The organism is Kitasatospora sp. NPDC048286, from assembly GCF_043201735.1.
Lineage (GTDB): Bacteria > Actinomycetota > Actinomycetes > Streptomycetales > Streptomycetaceae > Kitasatospora.
The window spans coordinates 285,586-301,490 of record NZ_JBICZE010000007.1 but is presented as its reverse complement, the minus strand read 5'-3'; the positions used below and the strand labels follow the sequence as shown (position 1 = coordinate 301,490).

15 protein-coding genes are annotated in these 15,905 nt (G+C 72.3%); 5 read left to right on the top strand and 10 right to left on the bottom strand.

Translation table 11 applies throughout. The features are described from left to right. Window positions 1-54: 54 nt before the first annotated feature. Both ACGF13_RS19510 and ACGF13_RS19505 read right to left on the bottom strand, forming a co-directional pair. Window positions 55-1,308, bottom strand: a complete 1,254-nt coding sequence (locus ACGF13_RS19510) for a threonine/serine exporter family protein (RefSeq protein ID WP_392876473.1) — start codon at window positions 1,306-1,308, stop codon at window positions 55-57. Window positions 1,309-1,429: 121 nt separating this feature from the next. After that, window positions 1,430-1,882 carry an Lrp/AsnC family transcriptional regulator gene (locus ACGF13_RS19505; protein ID WP_392876470.1) on the bottom strand — a complete coding sequence of 151 codons (453 nt, stop codon included), beginning with the start codon at window positions 1,880-1,882 and terminating at the stop codon, window positions 1,430-1,432. 137 nt (window positions 1,883-2,019) lie between these two features. Between ACGF13_RS19505 and ACGF13_RS19500 the strand changes: the two genes are divergently transcribed. Beyond that, window positions 2,020-3,411, top strand: coding sequence for an amino acid permease (locus tag ACGF13_RS19500; protein ID WP_392876467.1), 1,392 nt, complete (start codon window positions 2,020-2,022; stop codon window positions 3,409-3,411). A gap of 196 nt (window positions 3,412-3,607) precedes the next feature. On the opposite strand, the gene ACGF13_RS19495 is transcribed toward ACGF13_RS19500, so the two are convergent. The 3 genes from ACGF13_RS19495 to ACGF13_RS19485 all read right to left on the bottom strand — a co-directional run bounded on the left by ACGF13_RS19495 (window position 3,608) and on the right by ACGF13_RS19485 (window position 6,768). Next, window positions 3,608-4,729 carry a basic secretory protein-like protein gene (locus ACGF13_RS19495; protein ID WP_392876464.1) on the bottom strand — a complete coding sequence of 374 codons (1,122 nt, stop codon included), beginning with the start codon at window positions 4,727-4,729 and terminating at the stop codon, window positions 3,608-3,610. 159 nt (window positions 4,730-4,888) lie between these two features. Continuing rightward, the gene (locus ACGF13_RS19490) at window positions 4,889-5,641 is read right to left on the bottom strand and encodes a phosphotransferase family protein (RefSeq protein ID WP_392876461.1); all 753 of its coding nucleotides are present in this window, start codon (window positions 5,639-5,641) and stop codon (window positions 4,889-4,891) included. 101 nt (window positions 5,642-5,742) lie between these two features. Further along, on the bottom strand, window positions 5,743-6,768 hold the full coding sequence (locus tag ACGF13_RS19485) for a HEAT repeat domain-containing protein (RefSeq protein ID WP_392876458.1): 1,026 nt from the start codon (window positions 6,766-6,768) through the stop codon (window positions 5,743-5,745). Between the two features lie 273 nt (window positions 6,769-7,041). On the opposite strand from ACGF13_RS19485, the gene ACGF13_RS19480 reads away from it, so the two are divergent. Both ACGF13_RS19480 and ACGF13_RS19475 read left to right on the top strand, forming a co-directional pair. Next, window positions 7,042-7,971, top strand: coding sequence for a Scr1 family TA system antitoxin-like transcriptional regulator (locus ACGF13_RS19480; RefSeq protein WP_392876455.1), 930 nt, complete (start codon window positions 7,042-7,044; stop codon window positions 7,969-7,971). Next, complete coding sequence (locus ACGF13_RS19475) at window positions 7,934-8,071, top strand: DUF397 domain-containing protein (protein ID WP_392876452.1); 138 nt, start codon at window positions 7,934-7,936, stop codon at window positions 8,069-8,071. Before ACGF13_RS19480 ends, ACGF13_RS19475 begins: the two co-directional genes overlap by 38 nt. 196 nt (window positions 8,072-8,267) lie before the next feature. On the opposite strand, the gene ACGF13_RS19470 is transcribed toward ACGF13_RS19475, so the two are convergent. Beyond that, entirely contained in the window at window positions 8,268-8,861 is a 594-nt protein-coding gene (locus ACGF13_RS19470; protein ID WP_392876449.1) for a DUF4291 domain-containing protein, read from the bottom strand. Between the two features lie 187 nt (window positions 8,862-9,048). Then, on the bottom strand, window positions 9,049-9,585 hold the full coding sequence (locus ACGF13_RS19465) for a hypothetical protein (RefSeq protein ID WP_392876446.1): 537 nt from the start codon (window positions 9,583-9,585) through the stop codon (window positions 9,049-9,051). Window positions 9,586-9,979: 394 nt separating this feature from the next. On the opposite strand from ACGF13_RS19465, the gene ACGF13_RS19460 reads away from it, so the two are divergent. Further along, a complete protein-coding gene (locus ACGF13_RS19460; protein ID WP_392876443.1) occupies window positions 9,980-10,480 on the top strand; it encodes a hypothetical protein in 501 nt (166 codons plus the stop codon). A 350-nt stretch (window positions 10,481-10,830) separates the two neighbouring features. Next, complete coding sequence (locus tag ACGF13_RS19455) at window positions 10,831-11,751, top strand: hypothetical protein (protein WP_392876440.1); 921 nt, start codon at window positions 10,831-10,833, stop codon at window positions 11,749-11,751. Between the two features lie 120 nt (window positions 11,752-11,871). Here the strand turns inward: ACGF13_RS19455 and ACGF13_RS19450 are convergent, their stop codons facing one another. From ACGF13_RS19450 to ACGF13_RS19440, 3 genes are all read right to left on the bottom strand, one after another. Then, entirely contained in the window at window positions 11,872-13,308 is a 1,437-nt protein-coding gene (locus ACGF13_RS19450; protein ID WP_392876437.1) for a serine/threonine-protein kinase, read from the bottom strand. A gap of 11 nt (window positions 13,309-13,319) precedes the next feature. Next, window positions 13,320-14,087 carry a serine/threonine protein kinase gene (locus tag ACGF13_RS19445; protein WP_392876434.1) on the bottom strand — a complete coding sequence of 256 codons (768 nt, stop codon included), beginning with the start codon at window positions 14,085-14,087 and terminating at the stop codon, window positions 13,320-13,322. 405 nt (window positions 14,088-14,492) lie between these two features. Next, the gene (locus ACGF13_RS19440; protein WP_392876838.1) at window positions 14,493-15,893 is read right to left on the bottom strand and encodes a hypothetical protein; all 1,401 of its coding nucleotides are present in this window, start codon (window positions 15,891-15,893) and stop codon (window positions 14,493-14,495) included. Between the last annotated feature and the right edge of the window lie 12 nt (window positions 15,894-15,905).

The following is a 15,905-nucleotide window of genomic DNA, read 5'->3' as shown; positions in this document are numbered from 1 at the left end:
GGGGGGCGGACCCGGGTCCGCCCCCACCCCGTCAGGGGGCCGCCGCCCCGGAGTTCAGGCCCGGGACAGCAGCACGGCGCGGGAGGGCCGGGGGATCCGGCTGATCACCGCGCCGATCAGCGTGCCGATCGACACCCCGAAGACCGCCGACACGGCCGCCAGGACCGACTGGGCCCCGTTCCCGACCTCTATCTGCGCCGTGTTCAACAGACCGAAGGACCCCGGCACCACGATCCAGAACGCCGGGAGGTAGAGCACCTGCCAGAGCGGGCCGCCCGGCAGCCAGTGCACCAGGGTGGCCGCGACCGCGGCGGCGACCGCCCCGGCCAGGCCGCCTATCGCCGCGCCGTGCACCGACCCCACCGCCACCTGGGCGGTCACGCTGACCGCGATCACGGCGACGATCCACGGGATGGCCGAGGGCGGTGTCTGGACGTTGACCACCACTCCGGCCACCGCGATCGCCAGCCCCAGCGCGATCACCCACCAGCTGGGCTTGGCGACCTGGACGTTGGCCAGCGCGGTGGCCGGCATGCCGATCGCCGTCGCGGCCGCGGCCACCCCCGCGAGGAACAGCGCCAGCTGGACCGCGCCGGACACCAGCCGGGCGGTGCCCGCGCTGGCCGCGCCCGCGGCGATCTCGGACAGCCCGGTGACCAGCAGCCCGCCCGGCAGCAGGATCGCCAGGGTGGCCACGATCGTCCGCAGCGGGCCGTCCAGCAGCGAGGCCCGCGCGAGTGCCAGGACCAGCAGGGCGACCAGGAAGCCGGCCGTGACGGGCAGCAGCGGCCGCAGGTACGGCAGCCGTCGGGCGAGCACGGTCAGCCCCACCACGATCAGCGAGCCGAGCCCGGCCGCGAGCACGTTCGCCGCCGCCGGCTGGAGGAAGAGGCAGACCCCCACACCGACCGGCAGCGCCCCGAGATCCGCCACCCACGCGGGCCAGCGGGCCGGCGCCCGCCGGATCCGGTCCAGTTCGGCCAGCGCCCGGGGCCCGTCGAGCTCGCCCGCCCGCAGCCGGTGCACCAGGTGGAGGACGTCGGCCGTCTGCTCGAACCGCAGCGCGCCGCCGACGGGCTGGAACCGGGTGGCGCCGTCCGCGTCCAGCGAGACGAACAGCCCGTTGGTCAGCGCGGCGACCCGCACCTCAGGAGCCCCCAACGCCCGTCCCAGCCAGTGGAGTTCCTCCTCGACGTCATGGACGGGCAGGCCACCGCCGAGCAGGGCCTCGCCCAGGTCGAGGAGGAGACGGCGGAGCGGTTCGGGCGGGGCATCGACGACCCGGACCGATGGAGACTTGCTAGACATGGCAGGTATCGTCCCACCCTGCCCGATTCGGCCCGACTCTGCCCCGGTCCTCGCCCCCCCCGGGCCCGGGCTCTCGTCCCTCGCGCTCCCCCCGGGGCCGGGTGCGGGCCTTCTCGGCACGTCACAGGGGCAGGGAGCGGGATTCGACGACGTTCGCCATGACGATGGTGGAACTGAGGCGCTGGACGCCGGGCAGGGTGGCCAGGCGGTCGTCGTAGAGCTGCCGGTAGGCCGCCAGATCGCGGGCGACGACGCGCAGGAGGTAGTCGGGGTCGCCGAACAGCCGCTGGGCCTGGAGGACGTTGGGGATGTCGGCCACGGCCTGCTCGAAGGCCGCGACGGTCTCGCGGTCCTCGTAGCGCATGGTGACGAAGACCAGCGACTCGAAGGTCAGGCCGAGGGCGGCGGCGTCGAGCCGGGCGTGGTAGCCGGCGATCGCGCCCGAGCGTTCCAGGGCCCGAAGTCGGCGGTGGCAGGGGGACACGCTCAGGCGGACTCGCTCGGCGAGCTCGGTGAGGGTCAGTCGCCCGTCACGCTGCAGTTCGGCAAGAATTTTCCGGTCTATGTCATCCATGGAGAAGATTCTTCCACTCGGTGGCGATCATCGGGAAAAGATTGGAAGCACCTTCTGGGCGAACCCGCCTAGCCTTCCCTTCAGGAAACCAGGGGCGCATGTCCGCACGAGTCGTCCGTCACAGGAATGGATCCCCGATGAGCACCACCAAGGCGTCGAGAGCCCCCGAGGCCCAGGCCGCCCCGGAGCTGGGCCACGGCCTCAAGCGGCGCCACCTCTCGATGATCGCCCTCGGCGGCGTCATCGGCGCCGGCCTCTTCGTGGGCTCCGGCGCGGGCATCGCGGTAGCCGGCCCCGGCATCATCCTGGCGTTCGTCGCGGCCGGTCTGCTGGTGATGCTGGTCATGCGGATGCTGGGCGAGATGTCCGCCGCGCACCCGGCCTCCGGTTCCTTCTCGGTGCACGCCGAGCGCGAGATCGGCCTCTGGGCGGGCCTGACCACCGGCTGGCTGTACTGGGTGACGGTCGGCGTCGCCGTCGCCGTCGAGGCCACGGCCGCCGGCGCGCTCGTGCACTCCTGGGTCACCGGGGTTCCGGCCTTCGTCTGGGTCGGCATCTTCATGGTCTTCTTCTGCGCCACCAACCTGACCGCCGTGAAGAACTTCGGCGAGTTCGAGTTCTGGTTCGCGGCCGTCAAGATCGCCGCGATCGTCGCCTTCCTGGCTCTGGGCGTGCTGGGTGTCGCCGGTGTCGTCGGCCACGCCCCCGGCACCGCCAACCTGACCGGCCACGGCGGCTTCCTGCCACACGGCGGCCACGGCCTGATCACCGGCCTGCTGCCCGCAGTCTTCGCCTACGGCGGCCTGGAGGCCGTCACCATCGCGGCCGCCGAGTCCGACAACCCGCGCCGCAACGTCGCCACCGCCGTGCGCACCGCGGTCTGGCGGATCGCGATCTTCTACATCGGCACGATGGCCCTGGCGGTCACCCTGGTGCCCTGGAACAACCCCGACGTGGTGAAGCTGGGCCCCTACGTCACGGTGCTGCAGCTGCTCAACGTTCCCGGCGCTGCCCTCGTCATGAAGGCCGTGGTGCTGATCGCCCTGCTGAGCGCGATGAACGCCAACATCTACAGCGCCTCCCGGATGGTCCACTCGCTGGTCACCCGCGGTCTGGGTCCCCGTGCGCTGGCCAAGGTCACCGGCGGCGTCCCGCGACTGAGCGTGCTGGCCTCCTGCGGCTTCGGCTTCGCCGCCGTGCTGGCCGGCTACTTCTGGCCGGGCACCGTCTTCCTCTGGCTGCTGAACTCCACCGGCGTGGCCATCCTGGTGGTCTGGCTCTTCATCGGCATCGCCCAGCTGCGCATGCGCCGCCGCGTCGAGCGCGAGAGCCCCGAACTGCTCACCGTGCGCATGTGGGCCTACCCGTACCTGACCTGGCTCGCCATCGCCGCCGTGGTCGCCCTCCTGGCCCTGATGACCACCAGCCCCGGCAACCGCGACCAGCTCTACGCGGCCGGCGTCCTGGTCACCGCCCTGAGCGCCGTCGGCTACTGGCGCCAGCGGCGGAACGCGGCAACCGCCCGGTGACCTGAGTCGGGGCCCGCTCACCTGGGGCTGACGATGCCCCAGGTGAGCAGGGCTACTCCTCGAACCAGACGACCAGCCGGACGTTCTGCTCGCCGTGCACGTCCGCGAGGGTGCGCATGACGGTCCACACCGGCTGCCACGAGCCGTCGGCGGGGCCGACTTCCTGTGCGCGGGTTCAGGGAGATGGGGGCGGGTGCTACTTCGGCATCTCGTTCCAGAGCTGCTGCGCGCTCTTCCCGGTGAGCTGGACCCAGAGCTGCTCGCTGTACTCGGTGGTGTTCAGCAGGTGTGCCAGGGCGGGCTTGCCGTAGGTCTTCGAGATGTGGTCGACGAAGCGGGCGGTGGCCTGGTAGCCGCTGTCGTAGCCGGTGTCCGGGTCGAAGTGCTGGGCGCCGGTGCCGGGCTGGAAGTTGTAGTCGCGCACCCAGTCCGCGAGACCCTCGCTCAGCCACCACGGGCGGTCCGTCGGGTTGTCGGCGACCGCGACGTGGACGGCCTCGTGGACCAGGAAGCCGGTGTCGCCCTTGTTGTCCCGGGTGTAGCCGATGTTGACGTGGATCTCCTTGACGCCGGTGTCGGGGTTCGTCCAGGCGTACGCGGGGTGATCGGTCAGCGCCGGGTCCATGATGATCTTGAAGTAGGAGGGGGCCTTGAAGGTTCCCCTGATGATCAGGTCGGAGATCGCCGGGTAGTAGTCCGCGACGGTCTTCTTCTGCTGCTCCAGCCACGGGCCGAGGTCCGGGGCCTGCGCGTAGTCGAGGTCGATGGTCGGGCGGTCGGTGGTCGGCGGTGTGGTGATGCCGCTGCGGTCGAGGTTCCAGGACTGCGTCGGATCCCCCGGGTTGCAGGCGGCCACCGTGGCGTTCAGGTCCCTGTTGCGGGTGAGGCAGAGGCCGTTGTCCGAGGCGCTGTGCAGCAGCCAGGCCCGGCCGCCGCCCGCCGAGGTGTTCTCCAGCCACCACCGCTGGTTGCCCGCGCCGGTGTAGTTCCGGGCCCCGACGGTGTTCCCGCCCCGGTCGCGGTCGAGCGCGATGTCGGTACCGGGCGCCCTGACCGACCAGGTGCCGTCGCCCTCGTCCCGGAACGTCCAGGACTGCCGGGCGGAGGACTGGTCGGACTCGCGGACCACCACGTTGAGGCCGCTGTCGCGGCTGTCCCACTGGAGGGCACCGCCCGCGTAGTTGGACATGCGGTAGGCGGCGCCGCCGGTCGGCAGCGACTCGGCCGCGCCGGCGGTCCCGGCGCCGAAGGCCATCCCGGACACGAGGGTCGCGGCGGACAGGACGACGGCGGTGGCGGCCGTACGACGGGTGATCATCTCTGGGCTCTCCTCTCGGGCCGGCTCCCCTCTTGGAACCGGCCCGAGGTGATGCCACCTGGTCGGGGTGTACACGACGTCGACGGCCCGTGGACGGGTGCGTTGACGGGCAGGTGTTCGCCATGGGCCGGGTGCAGAGGCAGCCGGCCCCGCGCGGCTTCACATCCGGGATCTCAGCACGTCGACCTCACAGCCCGGCGCGAAGGGATCGAAGCCGTGCCCGATCAGCCAGCGGACCGCCAGCAGGCTCCGCAACGACCACCACGCGTGGATCACGTCGAGGTCGATGCGGGCGCCGGTGCCGTAGCCGGCGATGACGTCGTCGAGGTGCTCCTCGTGTCCGAGCGTGAAGGTGGCGAGGTCGTACAGGGCGTCACCCCGGCCCGCCTCGGACCAGTCGATGATGCCCGTGACCTCGTCACCGTCGACGAAGACGTGCGCGATCTGCAGGTCGCCGTGCGTGAACGCCGGAGTCCACGGCCGGAGCGCGGCCTCGGCGACCCGGCGGTTGCGGGCGACCAGGTCGGCGGGCAGGACGCCGTCCGTCACGAGCGACTCGCACTCGTCGTCGAGTTCCGCCGCCAGCGCGGCGATGCTCCGCCCGGCCCGTCCCGGCCAGGACGGAAGCGGCGCGTCGTGCAGCCTCCGGATGGCGGCACCCGCCGCGGCCCACGCCGCCGGCGACCCGGTCGACGGCCCACCGAGGCGCCCGAGCGTCGTCCCCGGAACCGCGGCGAGCGCGAGCACGGGCGGCTTGCGCCACAGGACCTCCGGGGTCGGGACCGGCGCCAGGGACATCGCCTCGACCTCGACGTCGATGCGCGCCTGGTCGGCGTCCACCTTCAGGAACACGTCGCCGACCCGCAGAGTCGCACGCTCGGAATGGGCGACGACGACTTCGACCTCATCCATGGGCGACCAGTATCCCGGGGACGGTCGCCGACGTCGCCGGGTTTTCGCCCGCGATCACTCGGCTGACCTCGCCCCGCTGCCACCACTTTCGTCAGGAGTGCTCAGCGACCGATGGCCGACGGGTGGTCACCGTCCGCGAGTTCGGCTGCCCGCAGGGGGTCGCCGCCCGCCCGGGCGAGCAGTGCCGCGACGTCGTAGACCGGTGCGTCGGGGCCGCTGCCGAGGCCGAGGGTCAGGCCGGGTTCACAGCGGGTCGCCCAGACCGCGGGCGCAAGTTCGGGCCGCAGCTGCTCCAGTGTGTGTACGAGCGTCCAGGCGGCCTCGTCGTGCCGGGCCTTCTGCGCGGGATCGCAGGCGGCGATGGCCTCGGCGACCCCGTGGTCGTCCGGGTCGTAGTCCTGTAGCAGCGGCAGCAGTTCGGGGGCGCCCAGGATCTCCGCCGCCCGGAAGGTGAGGATCTCGGCGCCGTCGGGGTCCGCCAGCAGCTCGCGCAGGAGCGCGGCGGCGCGCGGGTCGCGCCGCCGCGCCAGGCCACGGATGCCCTCCGCACGGGCGTCCGGGTCGGCGTCCCGCGTCCGTTCCCAGAGGGCGGCCCGGACTGCCGGGGTGTCGGCCTGGGACTGGAAGCCGAGCGAGAACGTCGCCCAGTCGCGTATGTCCGGGTCCGCGTCCCGGGTGAGGGCGACCAGCGCGCGGACCACCGGCCCGTCGGACGGCCCGTCGGCGAAGCCGCCGAGCGCGATGGCCGTCCGCTGCCGCACCTCGGAGTCCTCGTGTTCGGCCAGAGCCACCAGGACGGGTACGGCACGGGAGTCCTCGGTCTGCTCCAGGGCGCGTGCCAACGAGCAGAGGACGTCGGGGTCGGACTCCTGAGTGGCGAGGGCGGTCAGGGTGACGGCGGCTTCGGCCCGGACGTCCTCGTGGACGTCACTCGCGAACCCCAACAGATCGCAGCCCAGGGCCCGTTCCAGGGGCTGAGGCGACCGGAGCAGGTCGCCCGCGCGCGCCACCGCGCCGTGCGCGTCGGCTTCGGCGGCGCGCCGCAGCAGATCCTCGCTCGTGTGCCGGTCCGGCGCCTCGAGGGCCCGTCTGACCAGCTCCGTCACCATGTCGTTCCCCAGGTACATTCCGGCAGTCTCGCGCACGGCGCCCACTCGCGCACAGCGGTTTCCGCCCGGCCCGTCAGCTGAGCGCGCAGGAAGTCGGCGGGGTCGACGTCCTGCGTGGGGTTCAAGCGCGGGCCGTGGAGAGGGGCGTGCAGAGGGGGCGCGCATGTGACGCTCTGCACGCAAAAGATCGCGTTCCGAGGTCGGCGGTCGGAATGCGGGGGTACGGTGACGCGCAGAAGCACGTGTTGGGCGCGTGGCGTACGGCAGGGGGCAGTGATGACACAGCGGAAGATGCGCAAGCCGACGGCGAGTTCCGCGATCATGTTCGGTGAAGAGATCCGCTACGCCCGGGAGTTGGCGGGCCTCACCCAGGAGGACCTGGGCAAGCTGCTCCACCTCGACCGAACGGTGATCTCGCGGACCGAGGGTGGGCGGCGGAAGCCGACCGTCGAGGAAGTCGAGCTGCTTGAGGAGTTGCTGGACACCGGTGGGCTGCTGATGCGGCTGTACAACCGGGTCGACTGGAGTGCGCAGATCGAGCATCCGGACTGGTTCCAGACCCACGCCGACGCGGAGGCCGAGGCGGTCGGGGCCCAGGTGTTCCAGACCGACTACATGCACGGGCTGCTCCAGTGTCGGGACTACGCGCGAGCGATGTTCGAGGCGGGTGGAACTGAGGAAAGCCCCAAAGTGATCGAGGAGCGAGTCGAGGCGAGGCTTGCACGGCAGGAGCGATTCCTCGCGGAGGGCGGCCCGCAGTTGGTCGTCCTGCTGGACGAGAGCGCCATTCGATCGGTGGTCGGCGGGCCGAAGGTGATGGTGCGCCAGATGCAACACCTGCTGGACCTCGCCCAGCGCGGGAACATCGTCATCCAGGTGGTGCCGTTCACGGCTCGGGTGACGATCATCAAGATCCCAATGGTCCTTCTGGAGATGCCGGATGGCCGGCATTCGGTGTACTCGGAGAGCCTGGACAGGGGTAACCCCTGCGACGAACCGTCCATCGTCTCAGGACACCGGCGGCGCTATGATCGGCTGCGTGGCGATGCGCTCACGGCAGGCGAGACGCTCGCGCTGATCGCCGAGGCGTTGGAAGGGTTCAGAGATGACGCGGAACGAGCTCGACGCGGCCAGCTGGCTCAAGAGCAGCTACAGCGGCCCGGACGGCGGCGACTGCATCGAGGTGGCCCCCGGATTCCCCGGTCTCGTCCCCGTGCGTGACTCCAAGGACCCCCACGGCCCAGCGCTCGTCTTCCCCACCGCCGCCTGGGACTCCTTCATCGCCGCGATCCAGGCGGGCGAGTTCCCGAGCGGGAACTGACGCCCCCAAGCCGCCCCTTGCATCTGCGACCGCCTCGGGACCACTCGTCCTCACACGGCGCCGCCGGACAGCCCCGAGGCCCCCGCCGGACGCATCCGGCGGGGCCTCGGGCTCGCTGGCCTTCTCGACTCCACAGTCGACTCGGAGCCACCGATCCAACAACTCCGGGTGCCGCCGGTCGCGTTCTCGTAACCGCTCAGCCGCCCAGGTGGTTCAGCAGCATGGCGCCCGCCGGGTACGGTCGTTCGGCGGGAAGCAGTTTCCGCGCGGCGTCCAGGTCCCCGTCCCGCACGCGTGCGTGGATCGTGTGCGCGAGCGCGGTGACGTTCTCAATCGCGACGATCCACTCGTCCGCGTACCGCCCAGCCGCTTCGTCGGCGAGGCCGAGCTGAAGTGACCGGTGGGCCAGCGGCTGGAGGTGCAGGTCGCGTTCGGGGTCCCACTGCACCCGCGCGGCCGACCGCTTCAACTCGCGCTTCCAGGAGGCCCGGTCGGAGTGCAGCCCGTGCTCGTAGTGGGACAGGCAGCTGTTCGCCAGGGCCCATTCGAAGCCTTCGCGGGTGATCTCGATCGCGAGGACGGTCTCCTGTCCCTCCTTCCGCGCCCACCCGCAGCGGTACATCATCCAGAGGAACGACGGCTTGATCCACGTCATCCGGTCCCTCTTCCACGCCGCCGGGAACCGACCGTCCCGTGCGGCGGGCAGGCCGATCTCCGGCCGGTACGCCTGGTAGACGGTCACCGTGGACGCCGTGTGGAGGGCGCGAATCTGCTGCTTGGGTTCTGGCACGGTGCCAAGGATCAAGGCCTGGCGAGCCTCGCGCCAGCGGATTTCCCTGGCCCGGCGGGGCCGGCGGATGCCCCGCTGTGGCGTCGTTCGCCTTCATGAAGTGGTTCTGGCTCGAATTCCGCGGGAGTTGAGTCAGAACCACTTCGTGCGGTTCCCGTACGGGGCCACATCGACGGTGCCGACCGGGTCACCCGACGACCGCGATGACCTGTGCGACGTATCCGACCCCCTGGATCGTCGAGTTGACCAGAGCGCCGATGTCGGCGTTGACCTTGCTGTTGCAGCTCGCGTTCCAGCCGCCGCCCGAGGCCTGCCAAGCGTCGCGGATGGACTGGTTTGTGCCGTTGCTGTTCCAATTGTAGTCCCGGGACCCCGATTCGAAGGTCCCGTGCATACGGCCGGACGTCTGGAACACGAAGGCCGTGCCGTTGTTGAAGCGCACGACGCAGACACCGGCGAGGTTGTAGCTCGGCGCGCCCGAGTCGTGCATGTGGCCGGAGTAGTTGAACGACCCGCTGGGGAAGACGCTCAATGAGTACCAGCCGCCGACCGGGACTCCTCCACCGAAGGTCACGTTGTGGTTGATGACGACCTGGGTCGGCAGGATGGTTGGACTACTGGGTACGGGCGCCGCCACTGCCGCGGTCGGGCCGGCGATGGTTCCCGCAGCCAGTAGAGCAGTTGCGAGGACTGCGCCACCGCGGCGTTTGAGAATTCCCACCATGACTCCGCCTCCTTCGAGCATCGGAGGGGTGTTGAACTTTTCAATGGTTGAACAGCGACATGTCACTACTGCAGAAACGACTGGCCGGTCTGTTTCCACCTGCCACCAGTCGTGTTGACCGGTACTCACACACGAGACCTATGTGCCCACTCTAGTCAGCCGATCGCCTCTTCGCGCGGCGGAGAACAGCTGGTGGGAGGTGTCGGTCGCTCTCGCCCGACCCCGACTCCGCGCGGCCGTCCAACCCGACGGTCCTCTGACAGGGATCTTGACCACCCGGCCGTCAGCGGCAGATCCGGCGGCTGTCCCGGACCGGTTGCCGGCGCGGGTCTACGCTGTGGCCCACGGCCATCGACTGATCTTCGCTTTTCCACAGAACTGACGATGAGTAACGGTGGCCGCCTTCGCCTCCGGACGGCCCGGCGCGAAGGAGTACGAGGATCGATACGGACACGGGCGGGAAGCGGACTTGATGGATGGCACCGGGCAGGCCGCCGTTGCGCTGGCTGTGGCGCTTCGGGATGCCCATTTCGGGCTGAGGAGGCTGGCGCGCGCCTGGGAGGAGGGCGTCCCGGTCGGTTCGGTGCGCAGGCGTGAGTCGTTGGGGCCGGGGTGGCAGTACTCGGACCGGCCGGATGAGGCGTCCTACGCCGATGGCCAGGTGATCGAGCTGGCGAGTGGGCTGACGGTGGCCGTCCAGCTGTCCATCGGTTTCAGTGTCACCGGCACGGATCTGCTGGCCACGGTTGCCGTCGAGGATGACGAGGGCAACGTCGCGGAGCTGCTGTCCACCGGTCCCGAGGAGTTCCCCTTGAGTGCCGAGGACCTGATCGTCGAGATCGGACAGTGCCTCAACCGCATGGAGCGACTGGACCTTTCCGGCGTGATCCGCTGAGCCGACGATGCGGCCGGGTCCACCGCTGGTCGGACGTGTGCCCCTGCTGTCGGCCTGTCACTCGAAGCGGCGATTCCGGCGCGGAGCCGTTACGGGCGCGCCGGTCGGCCTCCGTTCGGCCGCCGGGCGGACCGGAGGCCGGCCGGGGGCTGATCGCAGGCCGATCGCAGGCCTTCCGGCGGCCTACCGGAGGTCCACCGCAGGCCGATCAGGGCGGCCCGGACCCCGAACGGCGTCCGATCGCTCGTTGACGCTTTCACCCGAAGGGACGACCGTGGACCGGCCGACGGGTGGCCCCGACCGGTATAGGTGACGTGATCCATCGTTCGGAGACCACCTGCGAGGGGCCCATGACCGATCCGACCGACACGTCGTCAAGGACGGCAGCCGAGAAGCCGCCCGCCGCCTACGCCCCCAGGGTGGACCTGATCCGGGGCGCCATGGAGGTCGGGGAAACGGTTCTCGCCGCCCGCCTGGCCGAGGAGCTCCACCAGCACGTCGCCCTGGAGCGCGGCGCCACGCACCCGGAGGCGCTGCGCGCGCAGGAGGTGCGGGCCTACGTCGCGGCGGTCGGCGGGGACCCAGGCCTTGCGGCCGACCTGTTCACCGGGACGGCCACCGCGTGGGCCGACCAGGGGGCGTCCGAGCAGTGGGCGGCTTCGCGCAACGCGGAGGTCTGCCGGCGCCGGGTGGAACTGCTGGAGTCCGAGCCCTCGGCGGAGGCCGGCGCCGGGCGTCCGCCCCTCTACCCGTCCCCGGCCCGGGCGTTCGGGCGTGGCGCCGTCGTGGCGGTCGTGCTGGCGACGGCACTGCTCTCGGGGGCGGCGGACGCCGGCCCGCGGGCCTACCTCGGGATGGGGCCGCGCCCGGCGCTCGACGACCAGCCGGTCGCCCCCGCCGTCGTGGGGGCCCTGAAGCACTCCGCGCCGTCGGCCTCTCCGGCGCCGGTCCCCGCGCCGCCCCCGCCGGAGCCGACGGCCGCGGAGCCCGTCCCCACGCCGGACGCCGCGCCCACCGAGGAGCAGGAGACCCCGGCCGCCGAGCCGGGCGAAGACGGCGCCCGGCCGGGGCAGCGACCGCACTTCCCGGGCGCTCACCCCCGACCACGGCCCGCCCCCTCCACCGCCCGGCCGCCCGGCGGCCCGGCCGCCGACGCCAACACGGACCCCTGCGCCGCCGCCCGCGTCTACGGCGGCCAGTTCCTCGGTTCCCTCGTCGAGCTCTGCCAACGCGCCGCCGGAGCATCCGGCAGGCGGTCACCCGCTCCCTGACCCCGTCCTCCGGGGAGGGAGGTTCATCCGCTGCTCGGTGACGGCGGTGCCGTCGAGCCCGAGCAGCGGGGCGCCCCCAACGCCGGCCGGCCGACGGGCGGGTAGCCGGGCCGGCGGCGCTCACGGGCAGCGGAGCAGGGCAGGGCGGTCCCTGGTGCGGACGGCGGGGAGCCAGGCGGTGGTGGAGGAGCCCGGCAGGCGGATGCGGTACCAGAGCGTGGAGGTGAGGTCCTCCTCGTTGATGACGGGGAGGCCGGTGGGGAGTTGGCAGTCGGCGTCGAGGGTGTCGTCGTGCCAGACCCGCACGGGGACGACGTTGTCGGCGGTGTAGGGGCGCAGGGGGTCGACGGCGAGGCCGAGGCTGCACTGGGGGTCGCGGTCGGCGCGGTCCTGGCAGCCGCGTTCGGCGTTGAAGACCCGCACGTGGGCTGGTTGGCCGGACGGCCCCGGGTGCGGCCACAGGGCGGTGACGGTGGCGGCGACCGTGGCACAGGAGGCCAGGGCCAGCAGGGCGGTGCGCGGGCGAGGACGCGGGTACGGGCGGCGGCGGGGGCGGAGCGGGCGCCGGTCGGGGCGGTGGGCGCGGATGCGGCCGAGCAGGCTCTCCGCGGTGTGCGGGGCGCGGGCGGCGTGGGTGGGGGCGAGGCAGTCGGCGGCCAGGGCGCGCCAGAACGGGGGGACGGCGGCGGCCAGCCGCAGGGCGGCGCGGCCTTCCGCGTACTGCTGGGCGGCGGCGCAGCGGGCGGTCGGGGTGGTGCCGGGGAAGGGCCGGCTGCCGGCGGCGAAGACCTCGTGGATCACGATGCCGAGCGCCCAGATGTCGGCGGTGGTACGGACCTTGACGCCGTGTTCGCCGAGCGGCTCCCGCCAGCGCTCCGGTGGGAGGTAGTCGGGGGTGCCCATCGGGGCGCCGTGGCCGTGGGTGCCGGTGAGTTCGATGGCGAGGCCGAAGTCGGAGAGGCGGACCTCGCCGTCGGCGCCGATGAGGACGTTCTCCGGTTTGAGGTCGGCGTGGACCCAGCCGGAGCGGTGCAGGTGGGCCAGGCCCTCGCAGATGCCGGTGACGATCCGGGCGCCCTCGGCCTCGTCGACGCCGGTGGCGAGCAGGTCGCGCAGGGTGCACCGGGCGCGTTCCATGACCAGGACGATCGCGCCGTCGAGCGAGGGCTGGTCGGGGGCGGCCAGGACGAGGGTGTCGAGCAGCCGTACCAGCCGGGGGTGCGGGGCGGTGCGGGCCAACTCGGCTTCGCGCCGGGCGGCTTCGGCGACCTGGCGGGCCTGGCGGGGGGCGAGCCCGGCGGTCGGCAGCACCTTGAGGGCGACGGTGTCGTCCGGCTCGTCGTTCGCTTCGTCGTTCCTGCGGTCGTTCCGGTGGTCGGGCCGGTGGTCGGTCCGGGGGGCGGTCCCGCCCTCGGCCCGGTGGTCGGTCCGGTGGGCGGCGTACACCGTGGCCCAGGCGCCCTCGCCGATCGGCCCGGTGACGGTCCACTCGCCGACCCGGTGGCCGGCCGGCAGCAGTTCCTCGCTGTCCACGGGGAAGGCCGGGTCCTGCAGCATCGCCGCCCTCCCTACCGTCCGGACCGGCCGGGGCCGGGGCCGGGGCTCGGCAGGAGCACGAGGTGCTCCTCGCGGACGATGCCGAACTTCAGGGCGAGCCCCACGACGGCCTCGCGCTTGCCGCCGCGGCGGTCCGCGCGGTCGCCGTCGGGCAGGTCGATGCGGAGCTTCTCGTCGGCGAGGTAGTCGAGGTGCGAGCTGACCGCGCGGGCGGTGAGCCGGGCGCAGGCGGGGTGGCCGTGCAGCCGTGCGACCACCTGCGGGGTGGTGGGAACGGCGGCGGGGGAGTGGTCGCGCAGCCACGGCTCGCAGAGCGCGACCAGGACCAGGAAGTAGGTGGCGGTTTCGTCCAGCGAGTACGCCGTCATGGTGCGGCTCTCCCGGGAGCCGCCGCGGGTGTCCGGGTCCAGGTAGACGTGGTCAGGGGCGAACACCTGGAAGGACAGCGGGGTCTCCCGCCGAGAGGGCAGCACCACACGGGAGAACTCGAAGGGGATCGGCGCGCCGACCCGCCGTGGCGGCACCCGCAGGTACTCGCCGGCGCCCTCCGGGTTCTCCACCAGGTAGGCATGGGTGTTGCTGAGGTTGCTCAACTGCCAGTGGTCGTCGGTGGCGTGGATCTCGCCGGCCAGCCGGGAGACCGACTCGTCGCCGAGCCGCAGCTCCACCGGGGTGTGGGCGGAACCGCGGCCGAAGCGCGCCCGCTCTCCCGGGCCGAGCCGCAAGGTCACCGGGGCGTCGCCGTTCCCCGCCGGCAGGTGGACGACAATCCCGCTCACCGCTGCCCCGTCCCGCGCACCGCGCCTCCGTCCCCGCGCACCGCTTCCCGTGCCGCGCCGGCTCAGGCCGGACGGACGGACGGTACCTCTTCGCGTACGACAATAAACCGGAGCCGCACGCTACTTGACAAGGTGACAGTGGAATGTACGGGTGTTCGGTCAGGGCATCGGCACCCCCGCGGTCACAGCATCGGCGGCCCCGAATGCGGCGGTGCCGCCGGGAGGTCGCCGCCGACGGCCCACGGCCGCCGGCCGCCGCCGACCCACGGGTGGGGCCCGGCGGCGTCTTCGGACGCCACTGGCGCGGAACGGCCCGCGAGCGGGAGCACGAGTGCTCCCGCTCGGCCGCCCACCACAGCAGGCCGCGCCTGCTGATCGGGTGGATCGCTGTGTTCCAGGGCGTTGTCAGGGGACGGCGGGTCCGGGGGTGGTGTTCAGCCAGGTCCAGTCGGACCAGGTGGAGAACCCGGTCTGCCAGCGGTGGTGGACCCCGTCGGTGTTGGAGCCGAACACCTCGATCCGGCCGTCCGCGTTGCCCGCCGCGGCGATCTCGGTGCCGCCGGTGCCGAAGGTGTCCCACTGGCCGTACGGCGCGTTGACGCCGGTCTGCCAGATGTGCTGAGCCGTACTGCCGTTGATCGCGAAGACCTCCACCCGGCCGTCCGGCGAACGCTCACTGGTCAGCTGGGAGTCGGCGGGCCCGCCGGTGGGGTCCCAGCCGGACCAACTGGTGGGGCTGGTCTGGTACTTGTGGTAGACGCCGGCGGGTCCGGAGGCGAAGACTTCGAGGCGTCCGTCCTGGTTGTGGCTGACGGTGAGGTCGTGGCCTCCGGTGCCGAAGTCCTCCCAGGGGGACCAGGCGCCGTTGACGCTGGTCTGCCACTGGTGCTGGAAGGTGCTGCCGTTGAGGGCGAAGACTTCGAGGCGGCCGTCGGGGGCCTTGCCGAGTTCGATCTCGCTGTTGGCGGGGCCAGCGCCGGTGGGGCCAGCGCCGGTGGGGTCCCAGCCGGACCAGCCGCCGTTGGGTGCGGTCTGGTAGCGGTGGTAGACGCCGACCGGTCCGGAGGCGAAGACTTCGAGGCGTCCGTCCTGGTTGGAGCCGACGGCGATGTCGTGGCCTCCGGTGCCGAAGTCCTCCCAGCCCGACCAGGCGCCGGAGGGCTGGAGCTGGTAACGGTGCTGGAAAGTGCTGCCGTTGATGGCGAACACCTCCAACCGGCCGTCCGCGTTCGGACCGACCGCCAGCTCCGCGCCGCCCGGTCCACCGAGGTTCTCCCACTCCGACCAGGCGCCGTTGATGGCAGTCTGCCAGGCGTGGGAGACGCCGTTCGCCCCGGCCGCGAAGACCTCCAGGCGTCCGTCCGCCGACCGCGCCGACACCACCCGGCCGGACTCCGCCGGATACACCACCGGCGCCGGACCGGGTTCGTGGTGGCCGAGCCGGTCCACGGCGGCCCGCGCCGCGTCCATGTACCGCTGGTGCACGCCCGCGGCGTAGGTCGACCACTGGTGCCAGTCGATGCCCTGGTTGGAGATGCGGTAGGCCTCGTTGGCGTTGCACTGGGCGTCGTAGGCGCAGGCGTCCGTGACCTCGCTGTGCCAGTAGTCGTTGATCTCCCACAGGCCGCGGTCGGTGGACTGCGGGCTGTTGCCCTGGACGTTGGACGCCAGCGGGTTGCAGCTGGACTCGGCCATGCCGACGGCGATCGCGGTCACCAGGGCGTCGCCGCGGAAGCCCGCGGCGTAGCCGACCTCGGTGCACAGGTCGATGCCGGTGGCGGCGGGCGCGGGCGTGGCGCCGACCATCAGGCCCGCTGC